At 51.4% G+C, this 21,098-nt stretch carries 23 protein-coding genes; 11 read left to right on the top strand and 12 right to left on the bottom strand.

Annotation, left to right across the window (positions count from 1 at the left end; translation table 11 throughout):
* Nucleotides 1-131: 131 nt before the first annotated feature.
* The gene (locus EKM94_RS08755; RefSeq protein WP_125600554.1) at nt 132-434 is read right to left on the bottom strand and encodes a hypothetical protein; all 303 of its coding nucleotides are present in this window, start codon (nt 432-434) and stop codon (nt 132-134) included.
* Nucleotides 435-1,426: 992 nt separating this feature from the next.
* Here EKM94_RS08755 and EKM94_RS08750 point away from each other — a divergent pair.
* Nucleotides 1,427-1,690 carry a hypothetical protein gene (locus tag EKM94_RS08750; RefSeq protein ID WP_125600551.1) on the top strand — a complete coding sequence of 88 codons (264 nt, stop codon included), beginning with the start codon at nt 1,427-1,429 and terminating at the stop codon, nt 1,688-1,690.
* On the opposite strand, the gene add is transcribed toward EKM94_RS08750, so the two are convergent.
* Nucleotides 1,614-2,633, bottom strand: coding sequence for an adenosine deaminase (gene add, locus EKM94_RS08745; RefSeq protein WP_125600548.1), 1,020 nt, complete (start codon nt 2,631-2,633; stop codon nt 1,614-1,616). The two genes, EKM94_RS08750 and add, sit on opposite strands and share 77 nt — an antisense overlap.
* A 269-nt stretch (nt 2,634-2,902) precedes the next feature.
* Between add and EKM94_RS08740 the strand changes: the two genes are divergently transcribed.
* Nucleotides 2,903-4,204: a pyrimidine-nucleoside phosphorylase gene (locus EKM94_RS08740; protein ID WP_125600545.1), complete on the top strand. Its 1,302-nt coding sequence runs from the start codon at nt 2,903-2,905 to the stop codon at nt 4,202-4,204.
* Between the two features lie 395 nt (nt 4,205-4,599).
* Here the strand turns inward: EKM94_RS08740 and EKM94_RS08735 are convergent, their stop codons facing one another.
* Nucleotides 4,600-5,163 carry a guanylate kinase gene (locus EKM94_RS08735; RefSeq protein WP_125600542.1) on the bottom strand — a complete coding sequence of 188 codons (564 nt, stop codon included), beginning with the start codon at nt 5,161-5,163 and terminating at the stop codon, nt 4,600-4,602.
* A gap of 204 nt (nt 5,164-5,367) precedes the next feature.
* On the opposite strand from EKM94_RS08735, the gene EKM94_RS08730 reads away from it, so the two are divergent.
* Together EKM94_RS08730 and asnB are read left to right on the top strand one after the other, a co-directional pair.
* Nucleotides 5,368-5,577 (top strand): DUF2187 domain-containing protein, encoded by a 210-nt coding sequence (locus EKM94_RS08730; RefSeq protein WP_125600539.1) that lies wholly within the window; start codon nt 5,368-5,370, stop codon nt 5,575-5,577.
* Nucleotides 5,578-6,381: 804 nt separating this feature from the next.
* Entirely contained in the window at nt 6,382-8,343 is a 1,962-nt protein-coding gene (gene asnB / locus EKM94_RS08725; RefSeq protein WP_125600537.1) for an asparagine synthase (glutamine-hydrolyzing), read from the top strand.
* Nucleotides 8,344-8,858: 515 nt separating this feature from the next.
* Here the strand turns inward: asnB and EKM94_RS08720 are convergent.
* The 4 genes from EKM94_RS08720 to EKM94_RS08705 form a co-directional block, all read right to left on the bottom strand.
* Nucleotides 8,859-9,197 (bottom strand): hypothetical protein, encoded by a 339-nt coding sequence (locus EKM94_RS08720; RefSeq protein WP_125600534.1) that lies wholly within the window; start codon nt 9,195-9,197, stop codon nt 8,859-8,861.
* A 161-nt stretch (nt 9,198-9,358) separates the two neighbouring features.
* On the bottom strand, nt 9,359-10,732 hold the full coding sequence (gene brnQ, locus EKM94_RS08715) for a branched-chain amino acid transport system II carrier protein (protein ID WP_125600531.1): 1,374 nt from the start codon (nt 10,730-10,732) through the stop codon (nt 9,359-9,361).
* An 88-nt stretch (nt 10,733-10,820) separates the two neighbouring features.
* Entirely contained in the window at nt 10,821-11,444 is a 624-nt protein-coding gene (locus tag EKM94_RS08710) for an LVIS_2131 family protein (RefSeq protein WP_125600528.1), read from the bottom strand.
* Between the two features lie 325 nt (nt 11,445-11,769).
* Nucleotides 11,770-11,988: a hypothetical protein gene (locus EKM94_RS08705; protein ID WP_125600525.1), complete on the bottom strand. Its 219-nt coding sequence runs from the start codon at nt 11,986-11,988 to the stop codon at nt 11,770-11,772.
* Nucleotides 11,989-12,197: 209 nt separating this feature from the next.
* Here EKM94_RS08705 and EKM94_RS08700 point away from each other — a divergent pair, with 209 nt between their 5' ends.
* Nucleotides 12,198-12,380 carry a hypothetical protein gene (locus EKM94_RS08700; protein WP_125600522.1) on the top strand — a complete coding sequence of 61 codons (183 nt, stop codon included), beginning with the start codon at nt 12,198-12,200 and terminating at the stop codon, nt 12,378-12,380.
* Between the two features lie 42 nt (nt 12,381-12,422).
* Here EKM94_RS08700 and EKM94_RS08695 read toward each other — a convergent pair whose 3' ends face one another.
* Nucleotides 12,423-13,331, bottom strand: a complete 909-nt coding sequence (locus tag EKM94_RS08695; RefSeq protein WP_125600519.1) for a LysR family transcriptional regulator — start codon at nt 13,329-13,331, stop codon at nt 12,423-12,425.
* A gap of 118 nt (nt 13,332-13,449) precedes the next feature.
* Here EKM94_RS08695 and EKM94_RS08690 point away from each other — a divergent pair, with 118 nt between their 5' ends.
* Entirely contained in the window at nt 13,450-14,661 is a 1,212-nt protein-coding gene (locus tag EKM94_RS08690; RefSeq protein WP_125600516.1) for an aminotransferase-like domain-containing protein, read from the top strand.
* Here EKM94_RS08690 and EKM94_RS08685 read toward each other — a convergent pair.
* On the bottom strand, nt 14,654-14,920 hold the full coding sequence (locus tag EKM94_RS08685) for a hypothetical protein (RefSeq protein WP_125600513.1): 267 nt from the start codon (nt 14,918-14,920) through the stop codon (nt 14,654-14,656). The two genes, EKM94_RS08690 and EKM94_RS08685, sit on opposite strands and share 8 nt — an antisense overlap.
* Before the next feature lie 13 nt (nt 14,921-14,933).
* On the bottom strand, nt 14,934-15,320 hold the full coding sequence (locus tag EKM94_RS08680) for a hypothetical protein (RefSeq protein WP_125600510.1): 387 nt from the start codon (nt 15,318-15,320) through the stop codon (nt 14,934-14,936).
* Between the two features lie 469 nt (nt 15,321-15,789).
* Between EKM94_RS08680 and nrdH the strand changes: the two genes are divergently transcribed.
* From nrdH to nrdE, 3 genes are read left to right on the top strand one after another with little or no spacing between them, the layout of a single operon-like run.
* Complete coding sequence (nrdH, locus tag EKM94_RS08675) at nt 15,790-16,029, top strand: glutaredoxin-like protein NrdH (protein ID WP_125600507.1); 240 nt, start codon at nt 15,790-15,792, stop codon at nt 16,027-16,029.
* Nucleotides 16,030-16,413 carry a class Ib ribonucleoside-diphosphate reductase assembly flavoprotein NrdI gene (nrdI, locus tag EKM94_RS08670; RefSeq protein ID WP_125600504.1) on the top strand — a complete coding sequence of 128 codons (384 nt, stop codon included), beginning with the start codon at nt 16,030-16,032 and terminating at the stop codon, nt 16,411-16,413.
* Nucleotides 16,388-18,553 carry a class 1b ribonucleoside-diphosphate reductase subunit alpha gene (gene nrdE / locus EKM94_RS08665; protein ID WP_125600501.1) on the top strand — a complete coding sequence of 722 codons (2,166 nt, stop codon included), beginning with the start codon at nt 16,388-16,390 and terminating at the stop codon, nt 18,551-18,553. Before nrdI ends, nrdE begins: the two co-directional genes overlap by 26 nt.
* 68 nt (nt 18,554-18,621) lie before the next feature.
* Here the strand turns inward: nrdE and EKM94_RS08660 are convergent, their stop codons facing one another.
* Together EKM94_RS08660 and EKM94_RS12830 are read right to left on the bottom strand one after the other, a co-directional pair.
* The gene (locus EKM94_RS08660) at nt 18,622-18,813 is read right to left on the bottom strand and encodes a hypothetical protein (RefSeq protein WP_125600498.1); all 192 of its coding nucleotides are present in this window, start codon (nt 18,811-18,813) and stop codon (nt 18,622-18,624) included.
* A gap of 315 nt (nt 18,814-19,128) precedes the next feature.
* Entirely contained in the window at nt 19,129-19,251 is a 123-nt protein-coding gene (locus EKM94_RS12830) for a hypothetical protein (protein WP_263853242.1), read from the bottom strand.
* Nucleotides 19,252-19,547: 296 nt separating this feature from the next.
* Between EKM94_RS12830 and EKM94_RS08655 the strand changes: the two genes are divergently transcribed.
* Together EKM94_RS08655 and nrdF are read left to right on the top strand one after the other, a co-directional pair.
* On the top strand, nt 19,548-19,742 hold the full coding sequence (locus EKM94_RS08655; RefSeq protein ID WP_125600495.1) for a hypothetical protein: 195 nt from the start codon (nt 19,548-19,550) through the stop codon (nt 19,740-19,742).
* Nucleotides 19,743-19,774: 32 nt separating this feature from the next.
* Nucleotides 19,775-20,743 (top strand): class 1b ribonucleoside-diphosphate reductase subunit beta, encoded by a 969-nt coding sequence (nrdF, locus tag EKM94_RS08650; RefSeq protein ID WP_125600492.1) that lies wholly within the window; start codon nt 19,775-19,777, stop codon nt 20,741-20,743.
* Nucleotides 20,744-21,098: the final 355 nt, after the last annotated feature.

Genomic DNA, 21,098 nt, shown 5'->3' with positions numbered 1-21,098 from the left:
GAGAGTGGCAACACGGAATCACACATTGAATCAGTAACGTGAGAAAAAATAGTCAGTATGTACTAACAGCCAGATTGGTGCCATCAGTATTCAGATAATTCTAGCAAATATCTTTATTACTAAAACCCACGTTAACTTGACGCCATCTTTGATTTCCGCACTGCTTTGGTGCTTGGGTTTGGCAAACTTGTCGCGACTTGGGCTGGGCTGGGCTGGTAAAAGTAGATTGTGCGCAGCTTGCGCTGCGAAATTCGGGGTGAGCTCGCTGTGGGCGTCACTTTGAGCTTCGCGAAACCCGCGCGAATCTCAAAGCTGAGCCTTGTCCTAAGCGGCAGAGCCGCCAAGGACAATTTCACGGCGATCTCACCCCGAATTTCTCCGCTCCAGCCGCTCAACGTTTTAACAGCCGTTTGAGCACTCACGCCATTTGGCAAGCTATGGTCAATTGATGGGAGCCCCGCAGTTGACGGCCGTGGTTAGTGGTCACTAGCTTTAAATTGGTGACACCAGCGCAGTTCGTCTGATGAACAGACCTAGTTTTCGGTGAATCAACTGAATCGGTCGATTTCACCAAAGGTTGGTAAGAAAGCGGGTAAAGATATTCGGTCTACTCAAAGTGTCCCGACCTTCTAATCCAAATCCGTTGGTATTGCCGTACCACTAAAATAGTGGGAATTGTTTGACCTCTAGCTTGCAAAAGAACTTCGTCAGGTACCCAACTTCGATTGCAGATAGGCTCAATTCTGCCCAGCAACCGCCTCAGGACGTGTGGCTCAGCGGTGAGATTATTCTTAGCGATTTATCGCTTAGAATAAGGCTCGATTTGAAGACAATTCCCGCTTTTGGAATTGGCTTCAAACGACGCCCACCACGTTCCAGCCACGACAAACGTCCTGAGGCGGTTGCGTCCCCATCGAAACCCACCCCTGCAATTAAGCACAGCGCTTCCGGAATCTGTGGGCATTGCCGTACCACCACAAAAAGGGCAATTGTTTGACCACCGCACTTGCAAAAGCACTTCGTCGAATCCTTCGCTTCGATTGCAGATAGACTCAATTCTGCCTAGCAACCGGCTGGGACTGCGCGGCTCTAACAAGGGTGAGAGCTGACCTGATCAGCTTCTGAGCATTAGCCTAGTAACTATTTTGGAGGCTAGTTTGTGGCTCCGGAATAGTTGCGTAGCTAAGCGGAAGAAGCTAGGTCGGCGAACACGTTTCAGTGGTGAAATTGTCCTTGGCGGCTGCGTCTCCACCAACTCCCAGCACACTTTCAAGACTTCCGGAATCCGTTGGTATTGCCGTACCACCACAAAAAAGGGGCAATTGTTTGACCCCTAGCTTGCAAAAGCACTTCGTCAAATCCTTCGCCTCGATTGCAGATAGGCTCAATTCTGTTCAGCAACCGGCTGGGACTGCGCGGCTCAGTGGTGAAATTGTCCTTGGCGGCTTTGCCGCTTAGGACAAGGCCTGATTTTGAGACAAGCCGCGGGTTTTGCGGATTGGCTCAAAACAGTGCCCACCACGTTCCAGTCCGCATCAGCAGTCCCAGCCGGTTGCGCTCACGCGCAACACCCTACCACATCTGCAAGCAAGCAATCAAAAATATTTCCAGCATTACTTACCGGAATAATTGGCCTGCAATTCCGCGACAACCTGCTCGCGTACCGCCGGCGGACAGTAGGCGGCGTTGATCGCATTGAGATTGAACTGCAAGAACTGAGCCTTGGTGATGCCAAAATACTGTTGCCATAGCCCGTATTCTTTGGTCAGATCTGTGTTAGAAACCGTGCGATTATCTGTGTTGATCGTGATTTTCATGCCCGCAGCCAGAAATTCGGCGACTGGATAATGGGTCACGTCGCTGATTGCTTTGGTTTGCAGGTTACTGGTCAAGCACATTTCAATGGTTGCGCCAGCTTGGGCGAAAGTTTTTTGAAAATCGGGGTGACCGGCCAGCGCGACGCCGTGGCCGATGCGGCGGATCTGAAGGGCCAGCGCGGCAATGACGTTGTGGGCGCAGTGGCTTTCGCCGGCGTGAACGGTTAAAGGTAAATCCAATCCTTCTGCGTATTTAATGGCTGGGGTGATGACTTCGGTGCCAAAACCAGCCTCATCGCCAGCAAAGTCGCCCCCGACTAGGCCTTGCCCTAAGTATGGTAAAGCTTGGTCGAACATTTTCTCGCCTTGAGCCAGCGGGAATTGGCGCATGGCGCAGACCAGCAAACCGGAATCCACACCGAACTCGGCGCGGCCTTTCGCTAAGCCGCGCAAGACGGCCTCGATGCTTTCCGTCACGGTCAAACCCTGTTCGGTGGTGAGATCTGGGGCGTAGCGGACTTCGATGTAGCGGACATTTTCCGCGGCGCACTGGCCGATCAGGTCGTGAGCCGCTAACTCTAGCGCCGGTGCGGTTTGAAGCAACGGCAGCACCACGTCGAAGCGGCGCAAGTAATCCATTAGGTCCTTGGCGTCTTCTGTAACACTAACCAGTTTCCGTAATTCTTGATCATCCTGTGGCAGGTAAAGATGCGCCATAGCGGCCAGTCGATGGATGGTGGGTAGTGGCAGCGAGCCGTCCAAATGGCAATGCAGCTCCACTTTCTTCAATGCGCGTAATTCAGTTTCTGTTAACATCTAACCACCTCATTTTTCCAATTGTTGCTTCAACAATAACCGTTTTCATCAGAAACTGCAACGTCATTTTCAAAAAAAAGTTATTGCAACGGCAATGACAGCGCTTAATCTTGGTGGTACAATGGAGAGGCTCACCCCAATCTTAGCTGGCTTTTCACCGCGGCTGTCATGGGATCGTTCGGATTTTGAGAAATGGTTCCCGTGAGAAACTGGCTATGTTAAAATGGGGTCAGGTATGATCCAACTAGACATGAGGAGGTATTTTTTCTATGCGAATGGTAGATTTGATCGCCAAGAAACGTGATGGCGGAAAGTTATCCACACCAGAAATTCAATTCATTATTACCGGTTACACGGACGGGTCGATCCCCGATTATCAAATGAGCGCCCTGTTGATGGCGATCTATTTGAAAGGGATGGCCGACGACGAGATCGCGACTTTGGCCAAGACGATGCTGGATTCCGGCGAAGTGCTGGACTTAAGCATGATCGACGGGATCAAGGTCGATAAGCATTCCACTGGTGGCGTTGGCGACAAGATCAGCATTCCTCTGGCGCCGTTAGTTGCGGCGGCCGGCGCGAAGAACCCGATGATTTCTGGTCGTGGTTTGGGTCACACTGGCGGAACTTTGGACAAGTTGGAGGCGATCCCGAACTTCAACGTGGACGAAACAGTTGAGCAGTTCATCAAGCAGGTGCAAGATCATGGCACCGCTATTGTCAGCGCGAGTACTGACGTGGCGCCGGCCGATCGCAAGATTTATGCGTTGCGTGATGTGACCAGCACGGTTGAATCGATTCCGTTGATCGCCAGCTCGATCATGAGTAAGAAATTGGCTTCTGGCACCAACGCGCTGGTGCTCGACGTGAAATCCGGCAATGGCGCCTTCATGAAGACCGAAGCGCAAGCGAAGAAATTGGCCGAAACCTTGGTGGCAATCGGCAAACAAAATGGGGTGCCATGTGTCGCTTATTTGACCGACATGAACCAACCACTGGGCTACACCATTGGTAATGCCTTGGAAATCAAGGAATCCATCGATGTGCTCCGCGGCGAAGGTCCTGAAGACGTCACCGAATTGACGCTGGTTTTAGGCGCAGAAATGTTGGTTCTGGCTGGCATCAGCCCTGATACGGCGGCGGCGCGGGAAATTCTGCAAGCGCGGATCGCGGACGGCAGCGCTTTGGAAGCCTTCCGTCAATTGATCCGTGACCAAGGCGGCGACGCGGATATCGTCGACCACCCAGAGAAATTACCACAAGCGCTCTCCACGTTGGACATTACCGCCAAAAGCGCTGGCTACGTGGTTGGCATGCAAACCAATGATTTAGGGATCGCTTCAATGAAGATCGGCGGCGGCCGGGCCAAAAAGACCGATTTAGTCGATCCTGCAGTCGGCATCGTTTTGCATAAGAAGATCGGCGACCAAGTTGTCGTGGGCGAAGCTTTAGCCACCCTGTATTTGAACGCGCCAGCACCGCAAGAAGTCCAAGATCAAGTGCTCAACAGCATCGAGATCGGCGCGGACAAGCCGGAGATCCCAGCTTTGATCCACGAGATCGTTAAATAGTCAGCGCGACTGGTATTCGGTAACTGGTGGCCGAATGGTGGCCGACTGTTAAGGGGCCATTAGCGCCTGCCGTTAATTAATTTAGCGCCTGCCGCTAATTAATAAGGAACGCTGATAATATTTGTTGAATCGAAAAATCCCGCTCAGTTTTTAGCTGAACGGGATTTTTTTGGCTAAATTTGCTGGTTTTTCGCCCCGAACTGGGCTGTTGCGACCAATGATATTGCCGTCAGTAAACGGCCTAAGTCCAGGCCAGGCGCGAACGGGCGTTATCGGTGACCGCCAGCGCCAATCTGCGCAATGATTGCCACCAAAAAAGGCGCAAATAGTTTTGCGCCTCGCTGCACAATTATGCTATACTCAGGGCTAATATCCTGATCACTGGATATTGGTGCTCACTGACACAATTCGTTTTTGAGCAGCTGATCGACGGCGGCCTTCGTGCTGGTCCAATGATCATTGACGATCACATGCGCCAGGGGCTGCAACGCCGCTGGTACCTGCAGATCCCGCTGCGATTCGGCGCTGGCCAATCGTTGCTTGATCGTTGCCGGCGCGTCGCCGCGCCTTTCCAAGCGTTCCTTCAGGATTTCCGGATCCGAGATCGCCAAATAAAGCACGATCAGCTGTTGCGGCATCACTTGGGCGTAAGACTCTGCCCCCTTGGTGTCCAAAATCAGACTGACCAACCGTCGCCGCTGCCACGCCCGCTGCAAAGCCTCCCGGGAAGAACCATAATGATAGCCCGCGTAGCTGACCGACTCAATGTAGTGGTTCTGGACAAAGCTGGCCTCAGTCTCAAAATAGTAATCCCGGCCGTTCAGCTCATTGGCACGTGGTGGCCGCGTGGTGTGGGTGATGACCCGAGCGATGCCATACGTGTCGCGTAGGTAATCGCTGACGGTGGTTTTGCCCGTACCAGAGGCGCCGGTGATGATCAATAATTTGTTTGTGTTCATTGCAACATCGATACTCCTTTTGAGTTTTGGTTTGGTGGTCAACCAGCGTTGCGCTTTGACCCAACGCGGCCGGTGCTTGCTTCATTTGCAGTGCGCCACCGGCTCCAGTCTAGCGGTACCCCGGGAACCTGGTCAGCGTCCCCGGGCAACCCAGGCCAACCAACAAACCTTTGCCAAAAAAATAAAACGAAATGAGGCCGCGTCATGGAAATCACAGCGATCAAAATTGGCGATCAGTTCAAATGCCAAGTCAAGGAAGACATGGACTATCACTTCACCGGTGAAGTTGAGAAAATCTACGAACACGCGGTGCTGCTTCATATTATTGAACACGACGCGCGGGATAACGAGAATGTTTATGAGTTGAACAATCGCATTGTCGTTAACTGCAAGCAATTATCCGCGATCGCCTAGTGTCCGTGCCCGCGTCCCGACCCTGACCATCAAGTCACTGAAGGTCTGGACGCTTTGCTGCGCGTGCCTAACGTGTTAGGTCACAACGTCAACCAAGCAAGACTGCCCCTGCTTCCGTGGGGTCGGTCTTTTTTTCGTGGTTGGATTTTGGGGAAACGCCGCCGCAAAACTAAGCAAATGGTGATTAGGTTCATTATACCGAATTTTGCCCCGGTTTTGAGCGTCAATCGTGGAAATCTTTGGGCAAATTTCCCCGCCACCGCTCACGCCGCTCGTTATGGTCGATTCTGGCGCGGCCGACGATTTTTTCTCAAATTTCGCTTGTGTTTTATAATCATAAGTGCCATGCTTGATAGTTGGGAGTAGCTCTTAATCACTTTGTCGCGCGCCCGATTTTTTGGGTTTAGCGGCGGCGAAGGAGCAGGAACGCGGAAATTTAGCTTGCCATCAAGATGACATGTTTTCACTTGGGAGAAATGAACCTGCCACTTAGGTTCGGGAAAAACGATTACTTGATTTCATTTATTTTAGGGAAAACGGAACGCGTTGGCGTACTTAGAAGTATGGCTGTTTAACTGAACTTCGGTTAAGTGCGGCGAGCCGACCCCGCCGTTGCAAAAACTTTTTTCTCTTGCGATCCAGTGAAAGCTTAAATAAATCTTACGAGCATTACTGATTAACTTTCCGCCAAACTGCTGTTAAAATGAAAGGCGAGCAGAATCTCAAACTGTTTTTCAGAAAATAAATAAGTCAACTGGGCAGGGCACGCAGGATTGTGCATTAAGCAGACATTAAGGAGATAACATGTGTGGAATTATAGCATTTGACGACACAACGATCACTGACAAGCAGACGGTGATCGAAGATATGATGGAAATGATTCGCCATCGTGGGCCAAATATCAAAGGCGGCGGGCACTATCTCAATGACCAGGTGGCGCTAGGCTTTTGTCGGCTAAGTATCATTGATCTTCAAGGCGGTGGGCAGCCAATTTCCAATGAAGATGGCACGATCATGATCACTTTTAACGGTGAGATCTATAATTACCAACATTTACGGACGGAACTACTGGCGGCGGGCCACGTGTTCAAAACCAAGGCGGACACCGAGGTCTTGCTCCACGGTTATGAGGAATGGGGCATGGCCGGGACGTTGAAGCGGGTCCGGGGCATGTTTGCCTATTTGATTTGGGACGACAACAAGCAGACCCTTTATGGCGCCCGCGATTTCTTCGGAATCAAACCTTTGTATTATTACGATAATGGCACGACCTTCATCATCGGTTCTGAGATCAAGGCCTTTTTGAAGCACCCAAATTTCAAAAAAGAACTGAACAAGGACGCGCTGAAATCCTATTTAATGAACCAATACAATGATCTCCCGGAAACTTTCTTCAAAAATGTCTATCGCTTCCCGGCCGGACATTGGTTCGAGCGACATGACCAGCACACCAAGTTGCACGAATATTGGGATGCGAAATACGACATCGACTATAACCGCACGCCAGAAGAAACGGTCAAAGCGATCGATGAAACCGTGGCGGAATCCGTCAAAATGCACAATATCGCTGATGTACCCGTTGGTAGTTTCCTGTCTGAAGGCGTCGATTCCAGTTATATTACCACGCTCTTACGGCCTAAAGAGGTCTTCAGCGTTAATTTCGACAATGGCCCTTACAACGAAGCTAGTGCGGCCAAAGCCCTATCTGACGCCGAGGGGCTCCATTTCAACGAAACAACGGTCAATGCCGACGAAGCCTTCCATGACTTTGCGGAAATGCAGTACCACATGGATGAACCTGATGGCAATCCCTCACTGATCCCACTGTGGTATCTTTGCCGCCTCGCCCGGAAGAAGGTCACCGTCGCTCTTTCTGGCGAAGGCGCGGACGAACTTTTTGCCGGTTATGTCAATTACGGCATGCACTCCCATCACCAACTGATCAAAGTTTTCGCCAATGGCTTGAGTAAATTGCCGCTGGGGGCGCGGACCCGGCTGGCCCATGGCATCAAGCGAATGCCTAATTTCCCTGGTAAAACGCACTTGTACACCCATACCGCCGAGCCCTCCGCTTATTATGTCGGGGAATCGGTGATTTATGATCCCGACCAACCCACGATTTTCACCAGCAAACAGGCCAATCAGGTCTTGTGTGCCCCTTATCGCAACGACGCCGATATCCATGACAACTATCGCGAAGACTTCCGCAAAGTCGCTAACGCCGAGGCTGTCAAGCAAATGCAGTACATCGACTTGCATCATTTTATATTGAACGACATTTTACAAAAAGCCGATAAGATTTCCATGGCGCACTCGCTGGAGCTACGCGTGCCCTTCTTGGATAAGAAGGTTGCCGAATTGGCCAATTCAATTCCTTCCGACCTCCTCTTGACTAAGAATGATACCAAAGACATCTTCCGGCAAGCGGCGGCGCGTCACTTGCCCGAGGACTGGGCCACCCGCCCCAAACTTGGCTTCCCAGTACCGATCAAGACGTGGCTCCGCGAAGAGAAATATTTCCAGCAAGTCAAGGCGTTATTTAACGAAGATTGGGTCCGCGAGTTCTTCGACCGGGACCAGATCATCACCCTCCTAGTCGATAACTACACCGGCCGCATCGACGCGCGCCGCCAAGTTTGGACGATCTACACCTTCCTCGTTTGGTACCAACTGTACTTCCGCGATTTCGACAACACCATGGCGAAATACGCCCACGTCCAGCCAGAAGTCCAGGCCTTGATGGACAGTGGCAAGCTGACCAACTGAGCTGCACACCACGTCCCAACAAACAGCCGCTAACCAAAAGCGGCAAACAAAAAGTGATCGCACATCCGGGCAGGATGGCGATCACTTTTTTTAAGGGGAGGAGTAAAAATGAAGAAAAATTTGGTTTGTTAGCAACACCGGGCAAGTGTGCCAACGGGCGCGTCGTGGCGGGCAACCACTGAGCACCACTGATCATTGACGGGCAATCAATGATCGGATTTAAGTTTAAGATTTGTCTTGGAGTTGATAGATTACAAGGGCTGTTCGCGCACCGGGCAAGTGTTTGACGTTTTCCTTTGCTTTCTATGTTGATAACTATAACCTGAATGTTTGAATTGCTTTTGCTCAAATTGTGCTACTTCGGCGATGAAAATTTGAAGAAATTATGAACACGTTTCAAAACAGAGTGTGAGCCACCCCGGGTTGCGCTTGAGCATTAGCCTAGCGATTGTTTTGAAAGCGCATCTTGCTTCCGGAACAATCGCTAGGCTAAGCGGAAAGCGCTGGGGTGGCGATCACGTTTCTATCACGACCGCGGCTTGCGCTGCGAGAATCGGGGTGAGCTCGCTGTGGGCATCACTTTGAGCTTCGCAAAAACCGCGAATCTCAAAGCTGAGCCTTGGTCTAAGTGGCAAAGCCACTAAGACCAATTTCACGGCGATCTCACCCCGATTCTCTCCGCTCCAGCCGCTCAAAGTTATAACAGGCGTTTGAGCACTCTCGCTAACTGACAGGCTAAGACCAATTGATGAGGTACTACGCAATTGACGACCTTGGTTCGTGGTTTTCAATTTGAACTTGGTGACACCGGGAAAGGCTTGGCTGATCTGCTCGATCAAGTCTTGCTGAATCAATGTGATTGATTGGGTAGCGGTCAGAAATCATTTTTTTGCGTGGCAAAGTTGCTGGCGTAACCCGAGAGATACCAGCCTTTTTGTTCGAATTCATTACAATGTTGCCAGACTGCCCCGCCAGCGACTAGTAAATCAGACGGCGCTGATTTGATCGTTCAAAATCAAAACGAGCGATCGGACCGCAATGGATCGCGCGGATCCCAGAAATTATCTAAAAGTAACCCAAATAATAAACCGAGAATCGCCGGGATCAGCCAGCCCAAGCCATAATCAGACAGGGGCAAGGCCGCGTTCCACCAAGCGAGGCGATTCAACCAGGCCGATTGATCGATCAATTTCCCCGGCAGGCTGGTCAAAGCGGCCAAAAGCGCAGGCAGCGCCACTAGAATCATCGGCATCCGGTAAGCCCACCGATGAGGCGGCTTGACGAAAAAGGTGGTCAAAGCGCTGAGCACCAAGGCGATCGCCAGCGGATACATGAAGGTCAAGAAGGTGTCCGAATAGGTGATCAGCTGGTCCAAGCCGACATTGGCGATCACGACCGCCACGCCGCTCACTAGCAAAATCCATTTTTGGTAAGCCACTCGGGGATAAAGTTGCTCGAAGGTCTCGCCGAAAGATGTGATCAGGCCCACCGCTGTTTTCAAACAGGCCAGAATCACTAGGGCGCCTAGGACCACTTGGCCGAGATTGCCGAAATAATGATCCGCCACCGTGGCCAAAACAACGGCCCCATTCGTCTGAACACCATAGCGCTGCACACTGGTCGCGCCTAAATAAGCCAAACAGCCATAAATCACACTCATCAAAACCGTACTGATGATTCCAGCGCGGATCGTTTCTTTGGCGACCATCTTCGGCGTGGTCACACCGCGCTGCCGCACCGCATTCACGATCACGATTCCAAAGGCCAGCGCCGCCAACAGATCCATCGTGTTATAGCCAACACCGAAGCCGGTGCTGAACGGATGGCCACCATAGCCCACCAGCGCCCGCTGATCCACCGCCCCCATTGGCTTCAGAAACGTCACGGCCAACAACGTCGCCAGAATTACCAGAAACAGCGGATTCAAGATTTTGCCAACATAATCCAGCAACTTAGCCGGCCGGCGGGACAACCAATAAGCCACCCCTAAGAAAATCAGCGAAAACAACACCAAGGGCCACCATTGCGAACTCTCCGTCAAATAAGGCCCGAAGCTGATCACAAAGGCGGTGTCCGCCAGGCGCGGCAAAATAAATAACGGACCGATCATTAAATACAACAGCACCGTGAAGATCCGCCCAAAATGACGCCCCACTTTGCTGGCGATCGCCAACAACCCATTGCTCTGGGTCAAGCCGATCGCGCAAACGCCCAGCAGGGGCAACCCCACCGCGCTGACCAGCATGCCCAATAAAGCGGGCCAGAAGTGTTGCCCCGCGCTTTGCCCCAACGACACAGGAAAAATCAAATTGCCCGAGCCAAAAAAGAGACCAAATAACAAAGAGCCCGTAAAAATCAATTCGCGCGTGCCTAATTTATCTTTCTTCAATCCACTACCCCAAAACTTTCTCGCCTAAACCGTCATTCTAGAACAGCCAATTGGATTTTGCCCGGTCCAATTGGCTGTGTTTTTTTAATCAATCTTCACTTACAAAGGTGCTTGACGGCACTCGGATCATCGTGTATTCCAACGCGTTATGACCGACCTTCATGCCCAATCCATTCCAGAAACCCGGCTTATAAGTCGCCTCGACCCGGGCCACAAACGCTTGATTGTAGCGTTTATCCGCCTTCTTGATCATCTTGTTCGGGAAATGGTAAACCCGCGCGCCAATCGAAACCGGCTTGCTCCCAGTCGCGATACTCGCGTGAATACTCTTGACCTGATTGCGATGACCCTCAGTCCAATAGGTGTACGTTTGGATCGCTTCTCGTCCCGAGCCGCGAGCAACGGTGACCATATAGCCGGTCCCGCCACTGGTTTGCAGCACCAACGGCTCGGTCGTGTAGCTGACAGCCACGCGGTCCTGTTCGCTGACATCGACCCGAGTGAACAAGGTTTGGTACGCCATGAAAACAAAGCCCGCCGCAAACACGACGACCAGCAACATGTCTTTGCCGAAAACGGGCCAACTGAATGTCTTCCGGTTCATCACGATCATGCGAATGTGGCGATGGCGGATGTTTTGAATTATTACGATGAGATAGACCAATAATAGCAACCATGCACCAATACCGATCAAATTCCAACCTGAATTCATTTTCAATACCTCCCAAAAGCATCTATCTAAAATTATAACTTATTCTCTCGGTCCCTGCACGGAAACAAAGGTCATTCCTGCGAAATTTTCTGGAAACGCGCACTTTCCTGATAGTACGATGCCCGCAGCTTGCGCTGCGCGTGGCGTTGGTGGATGGCAGATGTGGTGGGGCTCCAGGTCGGGCTGGGGGTGGTGGAACGCTGCGGGCACGACTTGAAGCTTTTCGGAAGTGCACCAAAAATCTTCAAGCTCGGCCTTATTGTAGGCGATAAATCGCCAACAATAATATCGCGGCTGACTCACCCCCAGCCCGACCTTCCGCCAACTAGTAAACAGAACACCAACGCCACGCTCCGCTCAACGTTATCTTATTCATTGAAGCATTCACGCCAACTGGCGAACTATGGCTAATTGATGGAGAGCCACGCGGTTGACGGCCGTGGTTAGTAGTTACAAGATTTAAATTGGTGACACCAGTGAAGTCTGCCAGATGAACTAAGGCAAGTTCTGGAGGAATCAGCTGGATCGGTCGATTTCCACACAAGGATTGGTCAAGGAAGCAAGTAGAGATTGTTCAGCCGACGCAAAATATCCCGACTTCTTAATCCAAATCTGTTGGTATTGCCGTACCACCTCAAAAGAGGGCGATTGTTTTGACCTCTAGCTCGCAAAAGCACTTCGTCAAATCCTTCGCCTCGATTGCAGATAGGCTCAATTCTGTTCAGCAACCGGCTGGGACTGCGCGGCTCAGTGGTGAAATTGTCCTTGGCGGCTTTGCCGCTTAGGACAAGGCCTGATTTTGAGACAAACCGCGCTTTTTGCGGATTGGCTCAAAACAGCGCCCACCACGTTCCAGTCCGCAACAGCAGTCCCAGCCGGTTGCGCTCACGCGCAACACCCTACCACACCCGCAATCAAGCGAAAAACAAAGAATAGAGGCCCACCATTACAAGCCCAGTCCAAACCAATCGCCCGCCCCTAATCCCGTGGCGCGTTACCCAGATACCGCTGATCATACACCTCCGCCAGATGATGACGGATCGTCTCGATCATCAACCGCGTCGATGGCGTTTTGACCTGAACCTTGTTGCTGATCATGCAGATTGTGCGATAAAACGGTTGGTCGAAGGGATAGATATGGACCCGTCCGGTCAATTTTTGTAAGGCGAGTTCGGGTAAAATGCCGAGGCCCAAGTCGCTTTCCACCATCGAGAGGATCGATTGGTCGTCGATCGAATAGGAAATCGAGCTGGTGGTCACGTCGTAACGATCCAGGGCTTTTTTCGTATCGCCGTCGTAATCGATCTGTTGCAAAATAAAATGGCGGCTGCCAATGTCGTTCAAGGTGACGCTTTCGCGATTGGCGGGGACGAAGCTGGTGGGCGTGACGCAGCGGATCGGGTCGGCCAACAGCGGCTCAACGATCAAATCGTCATCCACTGGGAGCGTGGAAAAGCCTAGATCGACGCGACCTTGGCGCACCATCTGCTCGATTTGGGTGAAGGTGCCTTGAATAATGCTGATCTCAATGCTGGGAAACTGCTGGCGAAACGCCTGGATCACCGGCGGCAACCAATTGATGCAAACACTGCTGAAGGCGCCGATCCGGATCGAACCGGCATTCAAGCCCTGGATATTGGCCGCCACCTGCTTCAACTGCGCCTCCATATTCAGGATCGCTTGGACCAACGGATAGATCGCCTGGCCGTCGCTGGTCAGCTCGACCCCTGTCCGGCGGCGAATAAACAGAGGAAAGCCGAGTTCGGTCTCGAATTGATTGATCGAATGGCTGATGGCGCTAGGCGTCACATGCAATGCTTGCGCCGCTTGATTGAAGGTTTGACAAGCCACGACTTTAGCGAAAACTTCGTATTGAAAAATTGCCATCACTTTTTGCTCCTTTTAGAGTGAAAAACATTCACCATAAATTCAAGTAGTTGAAATTTACTATTGTCTAAAAATAGTTTACCATACTGTTGAACCAAAATTAAGGGAGGTCATCAAAATGAAATCATTCGCAACTCGGACCGCATTGACCAGCAACACAGGTGTCGAAGACCTCATTCCTGACTTTGACGCTAAACTGATTTCTTTTGCCGGGGGATTACCTGATCCCAAACTTTTTCCTAAAAAAGAATTAGCGCTCAGCAGCCAACGTGTGCTGTTAGATGGTACAGAGAATCCATTACAATACCACAACGCCAAAGGCTATTATCCACTTCGTAAATTAATCGCCACCGCTTTGGCTCAAGAAGGCGCCGCCGAGGATCCGCACCACATCCTTCTGACCCAAGGCGCGCAACAAGGCTTGGACTTGGTCGCGAAATTATTCCTGAATCCCCACGACCGCATTGCCGTTGAGGCCCCCACCTATGTTGGCGCCTTGGCCGCGTTCACCGCTTACGAGCCCACCTACTTGGAATTGCCCATGTCTCCCGACGGTTTAGACTTGGACTTACTAGAGCGCGCTTTGAAGCAAACCACGATCAAATTTCTCTACACCGTTCCTAATTTCCAGAATCCCACCGGTTTCGTCATGTCTTTGACTAAACGACAACGGCTGGTCCAATTGGCGCAAAATTATGATTTCTATATTTTGGAAGACGATCCCTACAAACATCTGCGCTACGCCGGTGCAGATCTCCCTTCGATCCGGTCGTTGGATCACAGTGGTCACGTCATCAGTCTGGGCAGCTTTTCGAAAATCCTGGCACCTGGCCTACGCCTAGGCTGGCTAGTCGCCGATGATCCCATCTACACCCAGATCCGGCTTTTGAAAGATGGCGCTGATTTAGAGTCACCGGCGCTGATCCAACAGATCGTCGCTGATTACTTGGTCAATAACGACTTCAGCGCCCATTTGCAACAAGTCCAGGCCGATTATCAACAACGGCGCGACTGGATGCTGAGCGCGCTTGAAACCAATCTACCTGCTGGTTGGCAAACTTCGCAACCCAACGGTGGTTTCTTCCTTTGGGTCACCGGTCCGGAAAATGTCGATCTCAATCAGTTGTTGCGGACGGAAATCGGGCCGCAGGATCACATTCTCTACGTGCCTTCGACCAATCTCTACGCCAGCAAAAATGTGAACAACGGCGCGCGGCTCAGTTACGCTGGCGCCTCGCACGCTCAGATCGATGCGGGGATCAAGGTTCTCTGCGACGCCTTCCGCGCACAAAAACCACAGTGCGGAATCCCGTCGGTTGCAACTAATTAGGCACAGATAAAAGTAGGTTGGCCGCAGCTTGCGCTGCGAAATTCGGGGTGAGCTCGCTGTGGGCGCTGTTTTGAGCCAATCCGCAAAGTGCGCGGCTTGTCTCAAAATCAGGCCTTGTCCTAAGCGGCAAAGCCGCCAAGGACAATTTCACGGCGATCTCACCCCGAATTTCTCCGCTCCAGCCGCTCAACGTTATAACAGACGTTTGAGCACTCACGCCGACTGACAGGCTATGGTCAATTGATGGGGTTTCACGCAATTGACAACCATGGTTAGTAGTTACAAGCTTTAGATTGGTGACACCAGTACAGTCTGCCTGATGAACAGGACTCGTTCTCAGTGAACCAACTGAATTGATCGGTTTTCATCCCAAAATTGTTCAAGTAGCCGGTAACGCGGTCCAACCAATGCAAACTGTGCCAACCAACCAATCCGGAATCCGTTGGCATTGCCGGACCACCCCAAAAGTGGGCAATGGTTTGACCGCTAGCTCGCAAAAGCACTTCGTCAAATACCCAACTTCGATTGCAGATCAGCTCAATTCTGCCTAGCAACCGGCTGGGACTGCGCGGCTCAGTGGTGAAATTGTCCTTAGCGGCTTTGCCGCTTAGGACAAGGCTCGATTTGGAGACAATTCCCGCTTTTGGAATTGGCTTCAAACGACGCCCACCACGTTCCAGTCCGCAACAGCAGTCCCAGCCGGTTGCGCTCACGCGCAATCCCCACCCGCACCTGCAATCCAGCGCAAGTTCAGGTACAAAAACAGCACTGCAAATCCAAATCACACCAACCTATCTAATAATATGCAATGCCAAGGCATAAATTTCCGCAAAAAATGTAACACGATTTTAACTTGTATCAGGTAAGTCTTGAATCCAGCGGGTTCGAGACTTTTTTGTTGCGCCGGTCTGCGAGGTTAAAAGTGGGACGGTTGGCGACAATCGTGGCTTTACACAATAATTTGTATACGAAAATTTGTTCGAGCACAATATGTTGTGTATTCTTGCTGGCGTCGGTATAATCAAAATCATCAACTTACGCAGTTTTGACCACTCTCGACAATTAGTCCGCTAGGCGAAAAATCGTGTCGCGGCCACTGCGTTGCAAAATTATTGGGAGGTTTTACCTATGAACAAGCAAAAAACCATCTTATATACCCGTGATGGCTGTATGCAGTGCAAAATGACCAAGCGTTATTTAAGCGAGCATCAGGTCGACTTTCAGGAGATCAATATCAGCGAGAATCCGGCTTCGGCTGCTTATTTGCGGGAAAAGGGCTTTGCTAGTGTGCCGTTGGTTTTCCGTCAGGATCAAGACGCGCCGATCGTTGGTTTTCGTCCGGAAGCTTTACAGAAGTTGGTCGGTTAGATGGCGCTGGCTTTCTATTCGATCACCGGGCAGACGCGGCGTTTCCTAGCTAAAACGGGGCTGGACGCTTACGAGATCACCGATGCGGATCCCTACCACGCGATGAACGCGCCCTATTTGCTGGTGGTGCCGACCTATGATGACGAGATGTTAGAGCCGGTGATCGAATTTCTCGGCTACCAGAATAACGCTCGTGATCTGCAAGGCGTGGCTGGCGGCGGCAACCGCAATTTCAACGAGCTGTATATCCATAACGCTAAAGATATCGCCCGCGGCTTAGACGTGCCCGTGGTTTTCGACTTTGAATTCAACGGGACCGCAGCTGACGTGGCCCAATTCCAAAAGGTGGTGCGCCAATTTGAGTCTCAAAAGTCTCGATCTTAATGAAATCACGTACTTCAAATTAAATAACGAATTGAATCGGCCCGTTGACGGTCAGATTCCTTTGGGGAAGGATCAGGCGGCCTTACAAGCTTTTCTCACAGAAAATGTGGCGCCGAACACGCGGAAATTCGCCACGATCAATGAGAAGATCCAGTGGTTATTGGCTCATGATTTCCTGGAGCCTGAGTTTATCGCCCGGTATTCTCCCGCATTTATTGACCAGCTGGCGGCTTACTTGGCCGACCAACATTTCACCTTCAAGTCGTTCATGGCGGCCTATAAATTTTACAATCAGTATGCGTTGAAAACCGATGACGGCAACTTTTACTTAGAAAATTTCGAAGATAGGGTTCTTTTTAATGCCCTTTATTTCGCGGATGGCGATGAAGCGTTGGCGCAACAATTGGCTGACGAAATGATCCACCAACGTTATCAGCCGGCAACGCCAAGTTTCCTCAACGCTGGGCGTCAACGTCGCGGCGAGTTCGTGTCCTGTTTCTTGATCCAGATCACTGACGACATGAACAGCATTGGTCGCGGCGTTAACAGCGCCTTGCAGTTGTCACGGATCGGCGGCGGCGTGGGGATCACCCTGTCCAACTTGCGTGAGGCGGGCGCGCCGATCAAAGGGATCCAAGGCGCTTCTAGCGGCGTTTTGCCGGTGATGAAGTTGCTGGAGGACAGTTTCAGTTACAGCAATCAATTGGGCCAACGTCAAGGCGCCGGCGCCGTGTACTTGAATGTTTTCCACCCGGATATCATTGCCTTTCTTTCCGCCAAGAAAGAAAACGCCGACGAGAAGGTCCGCGTCAAAACGCTATCTCTAGGCGTGATCGTTCCCGATAAATATTATGAACTGGTCCGTGCCGACGCGAAAATGGCGCTGTTCAGCCCTTATGACGTGGAACGCGTTTACGGCCAGCCCTTCTCCTACGTGGATATCAGCTCCGAATATGAGCGCATGGTCGCCAACCCCGAGATCCGCAAATATTATTTGCAGGCCCGGGAATTGGAAAATGAGATCAGCAAATTGCAGCAAGAATCCGGCTATCCTTATATCCTCAACATCGACACCGCCAATCGCAGCAATCCGATCCCGGGGCGGATCGTGATGAGCAACCTTTGTTCCGAGATCCTCCAAGTCCAAACCCCAGCGCAATTGAACGACGCGCAAGATTTTGTCAAAATGGGCACCGATGTGAGTTGCAATCTCGGTTCCACGAATATTTTGAACTTAATGGCCAGCCCTGACTTCGGCCGCTCAGTCAACGCCATGGTCCGCGCGCTGACCTTTGTTTCCGACACGTCGAACATCACTGCCGTCCCGACGATCGCGTACGGCAACCAGCGCAGCCACGCCATCGGTCTTGGTGCCATGGGCCTGCACACCTTCCTGGCCAAAAATCACATTGAGTATGGCTCACCAGAAGCCTTAGAATTCACCAGCACTTATTTCATGCTGCTCAATTATTGGACCCTGGTCGCCAGCAACGACCTGGCCCGCGAACGCCAAGAAACCTTCGCTGACTTTGCGGACTCCGCCTACGCGGATGGTTCCTACTTTGACCAATATCGCCAACAGGATTGGGGCCCACAAACGGCCAAAGTCCAGGATCTATTCAAGCATATTTTCATTCCGGGACCAGCTGACTGGGCCGAACTCCAGGCCAAAGTCCAGCAAGACGGCCTTTACAACCAAAACCGGCTGGCCGTCGCGCCGACTGGTTCGATTTCCTATATCAACGATACCAGCGCCAGTTTACATCCGATCACCCGCCTGATCGAAGAGCGCACCGAGAAGAAAAACGGCAAGCTGTATTTCCCCGCGCCCCTGCTGGATAATCAGACTTTGCCATACTACAAGTCGGCCTATGACACCGATATGCGCAAGGTGATCGACACTTACGCGGCGGCGCAAGTCCATGTGGATCAAGGTATGAGCTTGACTTTGTTCCTGCGGGCGACGATTCCCGCCGGTCTCTACGAATGGAAAAATGAGCCGGAACAAACGACCCGCGATCTGAGTATTTTGCGGAACTACGCCTTTTATCGCGGGATCAAATCGTTGTACTATGTCCGCACGTTTACCGATAACGCGCAAGAAGTCGGCAGTAACGACTGTGAGAGCTGCATTATCTAATGGCTTGACTAAAAAGTAGGTTGGCCGCAGCTTGCGCTGCGAAATTCGGGGTGAGCTCGCTGTGGGCGTCACTTTGAGCTTTTCGGAAGGGCGCCGAAAATCTCAAAGCTGAGCCTTGTCCTAAGCGGCAAAGCCGCCAAGGACAATTTCACGGCGATCTCACCCCGAATTTCTCCGCTCCAGCCGCTCAACGTTATAACAGTCGTTTGAGCACTCACGCCGACTGACAGGCTATTGCCAATTGATAGAGAGCCACGCAATTGACGGCCGTGGTTAGTGGTTGCAAACTTTAAATTGGTGACGCCAGCGCAGTCTGTTTGATGAACTGAGGCAAGTCCTTGATGAATCAGATGAATCCGGTCGATTTCACCGAGGATTATCTAGGGGGCTGGTGTGGTGGAACGCTGCGGGCACGACTGACTCACCGCCAGACGGATAAACAGCCCACCAACGCCAGAGTGCGAACCGACCCGGGTAGCTCCTGAGCATTAGCCTAGCAACTGTTTTGGAAGCCGCACTTTGCTTCCGGAACAATTGCGTAGCTAAGCGCAGGGAGCTGGGTCGGCGAACACGTTTCAACGCCACACTCCGCTCCAGCCGCTCAACGTTTTAACAGCCGTTTGAGCACTCACACCATCCGGCAAGCTATCACCAATTGATGGAGAACCACGCAAATGACGACCGTGATTAGCGGTCACCAGCTTTAAATTGGTGACGCCAGCGCAGTCAGTTTGATGAACTCAGGCAAGTCCTTGATGAATCAGCCTAGTCGGTCGGTTTTCCACCAATGATTGTTTGTGGAGCGAATAAAGATATTCAACCTACGCAAAGTAGTCCGGTCTCCTAATCCAAATCGGTTGTCATTGCCGTACCACCCAAAAAGTGGGCAATGGTTTGACCTCAATCTTGCAAAAGAACTTCGTCAAATACCCAACTTCGATTGCAGATAAGCTCAATTCCGCCTAGCAACCGGTTCGGGCCATGCGGCTCAGCAGTGAAATTATTCTTTGCGGCTTTGCCGCTTAGAATAAGGCTCGATTTTGAGACAAGCCGCGCACTTTGCGGATTGGCTCAAAACGACGCCCACTGCGTTCCAGCCGCACAAATGGCCCGAACCGGTTGCGCTCACGCGCAACACCCACAAAACCCTGCCATCACACGAAAACAAGCTTCAGAAAACTTAATTTAGCCGTGGTCTTACGGCCATCAGGAGGAAAACAAATGGTTCAGACTTATTACGAGGCCATCAATTGGAACAGCATCGAGGACGCCATTGATAAGGCCACTTGGGAGAAACTGACCGAGCAATTCTGGCTTGATACGCGAATCCCTTTATCCAACGACTTGGACGACTGGCGCGGCCTGAATACCGCCGAGAAAACGGTGGTCAATCATGTTTTTGGCGGCTTGACCTTATTGGATACGCTGCAATCCCAAGACGGGATCGATCAACTGCGCCGTGATATTCGCACACCGCAGGAATTGGCGGTTTTCAACAATATCCAGTTTATGGAATCGGTCCACGCCAAAAGTTATTCGTCGATTTTCAGCACCCTTTGTACCAGCGAAGAAATCACCGAGATCTTCACTTGGACCAACCACAACGAGTATTTACAGCGGAAAGCAGAGATCGTCAATTCGATTTACCAAACAGGCACGCCTTTGGAGAAGAAAGTCGCCAGCGTTTTCCTGGAAACCTTCCTGTTCTATTCTGGCTTCTATACGCCACTTTATTACTTGGGCAACAACAAGCTGGCCAACGTCGCCGAAATCATTAAGTTGATCATTCGTGACGAATCGGTCCACGGGACTTATATTGGCTACAAATTCCAACTGGGTTTCAACGAGTTGGACGCGGCGGCTCAAAGTCAGTTTAAGGATTGGCTCTACAATTTACTCTACGATCTTTATGATAACGAAGAGAAATACACCGCGGCGCTGTATGATCAGGTCGGCTGGACCGAGGACGTCAAAACGTTTCTCCGTTATAACGCCAATAAAGCGCTGATGAACTTGGGCCAAGATCCGCTGTTTCCAGACACTGCCGATGATGTCAATCCGATCGTGATGAACGGTCTCTCCACGGGAACCGCCAATCACGACTTCTTCTCCCAAGTTGGTAACGGCTACTTGCTTGGTCACGTGGCCGCGATGAAGACGAGTGACTACGAGATCGGTCGCCAGAAGTAAGCTGTCAGAAGTAGCCGCCAGCGCGAGACATCGAACGCCAACTTCGCCCAACAAAAGAGGCCGAACTCGGCCTGGTGAACTCATTGCCGCTTGGGGAGGCTTCGTCGGTTTCTTCCGCGATCAACAACTTTTTTAAAAAATTTTTCAACCGTTATAACGCCGCTACATCGCTGTTTCAGCTGATTGTAGCGGCGTTTTCGCTTAACTGGCGCTGGCTTAATAGTTGAACCTTGGTCAGATAACGCTTATGATTGGACTAATTATCGTCAACCCGTGCCGCGCGTGGTTCACTACCCCGCAAGACTAAGGCGAGGTGATAGCGGCCCAGCGCCGTTCTCAGAAAGGAGTGGTCCTG

This window comes from Lapidilactobacillus achengensis (assembly GCF_003946655.1).
Classification (GTDB): Bacteria; Bacillota; Bacilli; order Lactobacillales; family Lactobacillaceae; genus Lapidilactobacillus; species Lapidilactobacillus achengensis.
The sequence above is the reverse complement of the archived record's forward strand: the minus strand, read 5'-3'. Positions and strand labels throughout refer to the sequence as shown.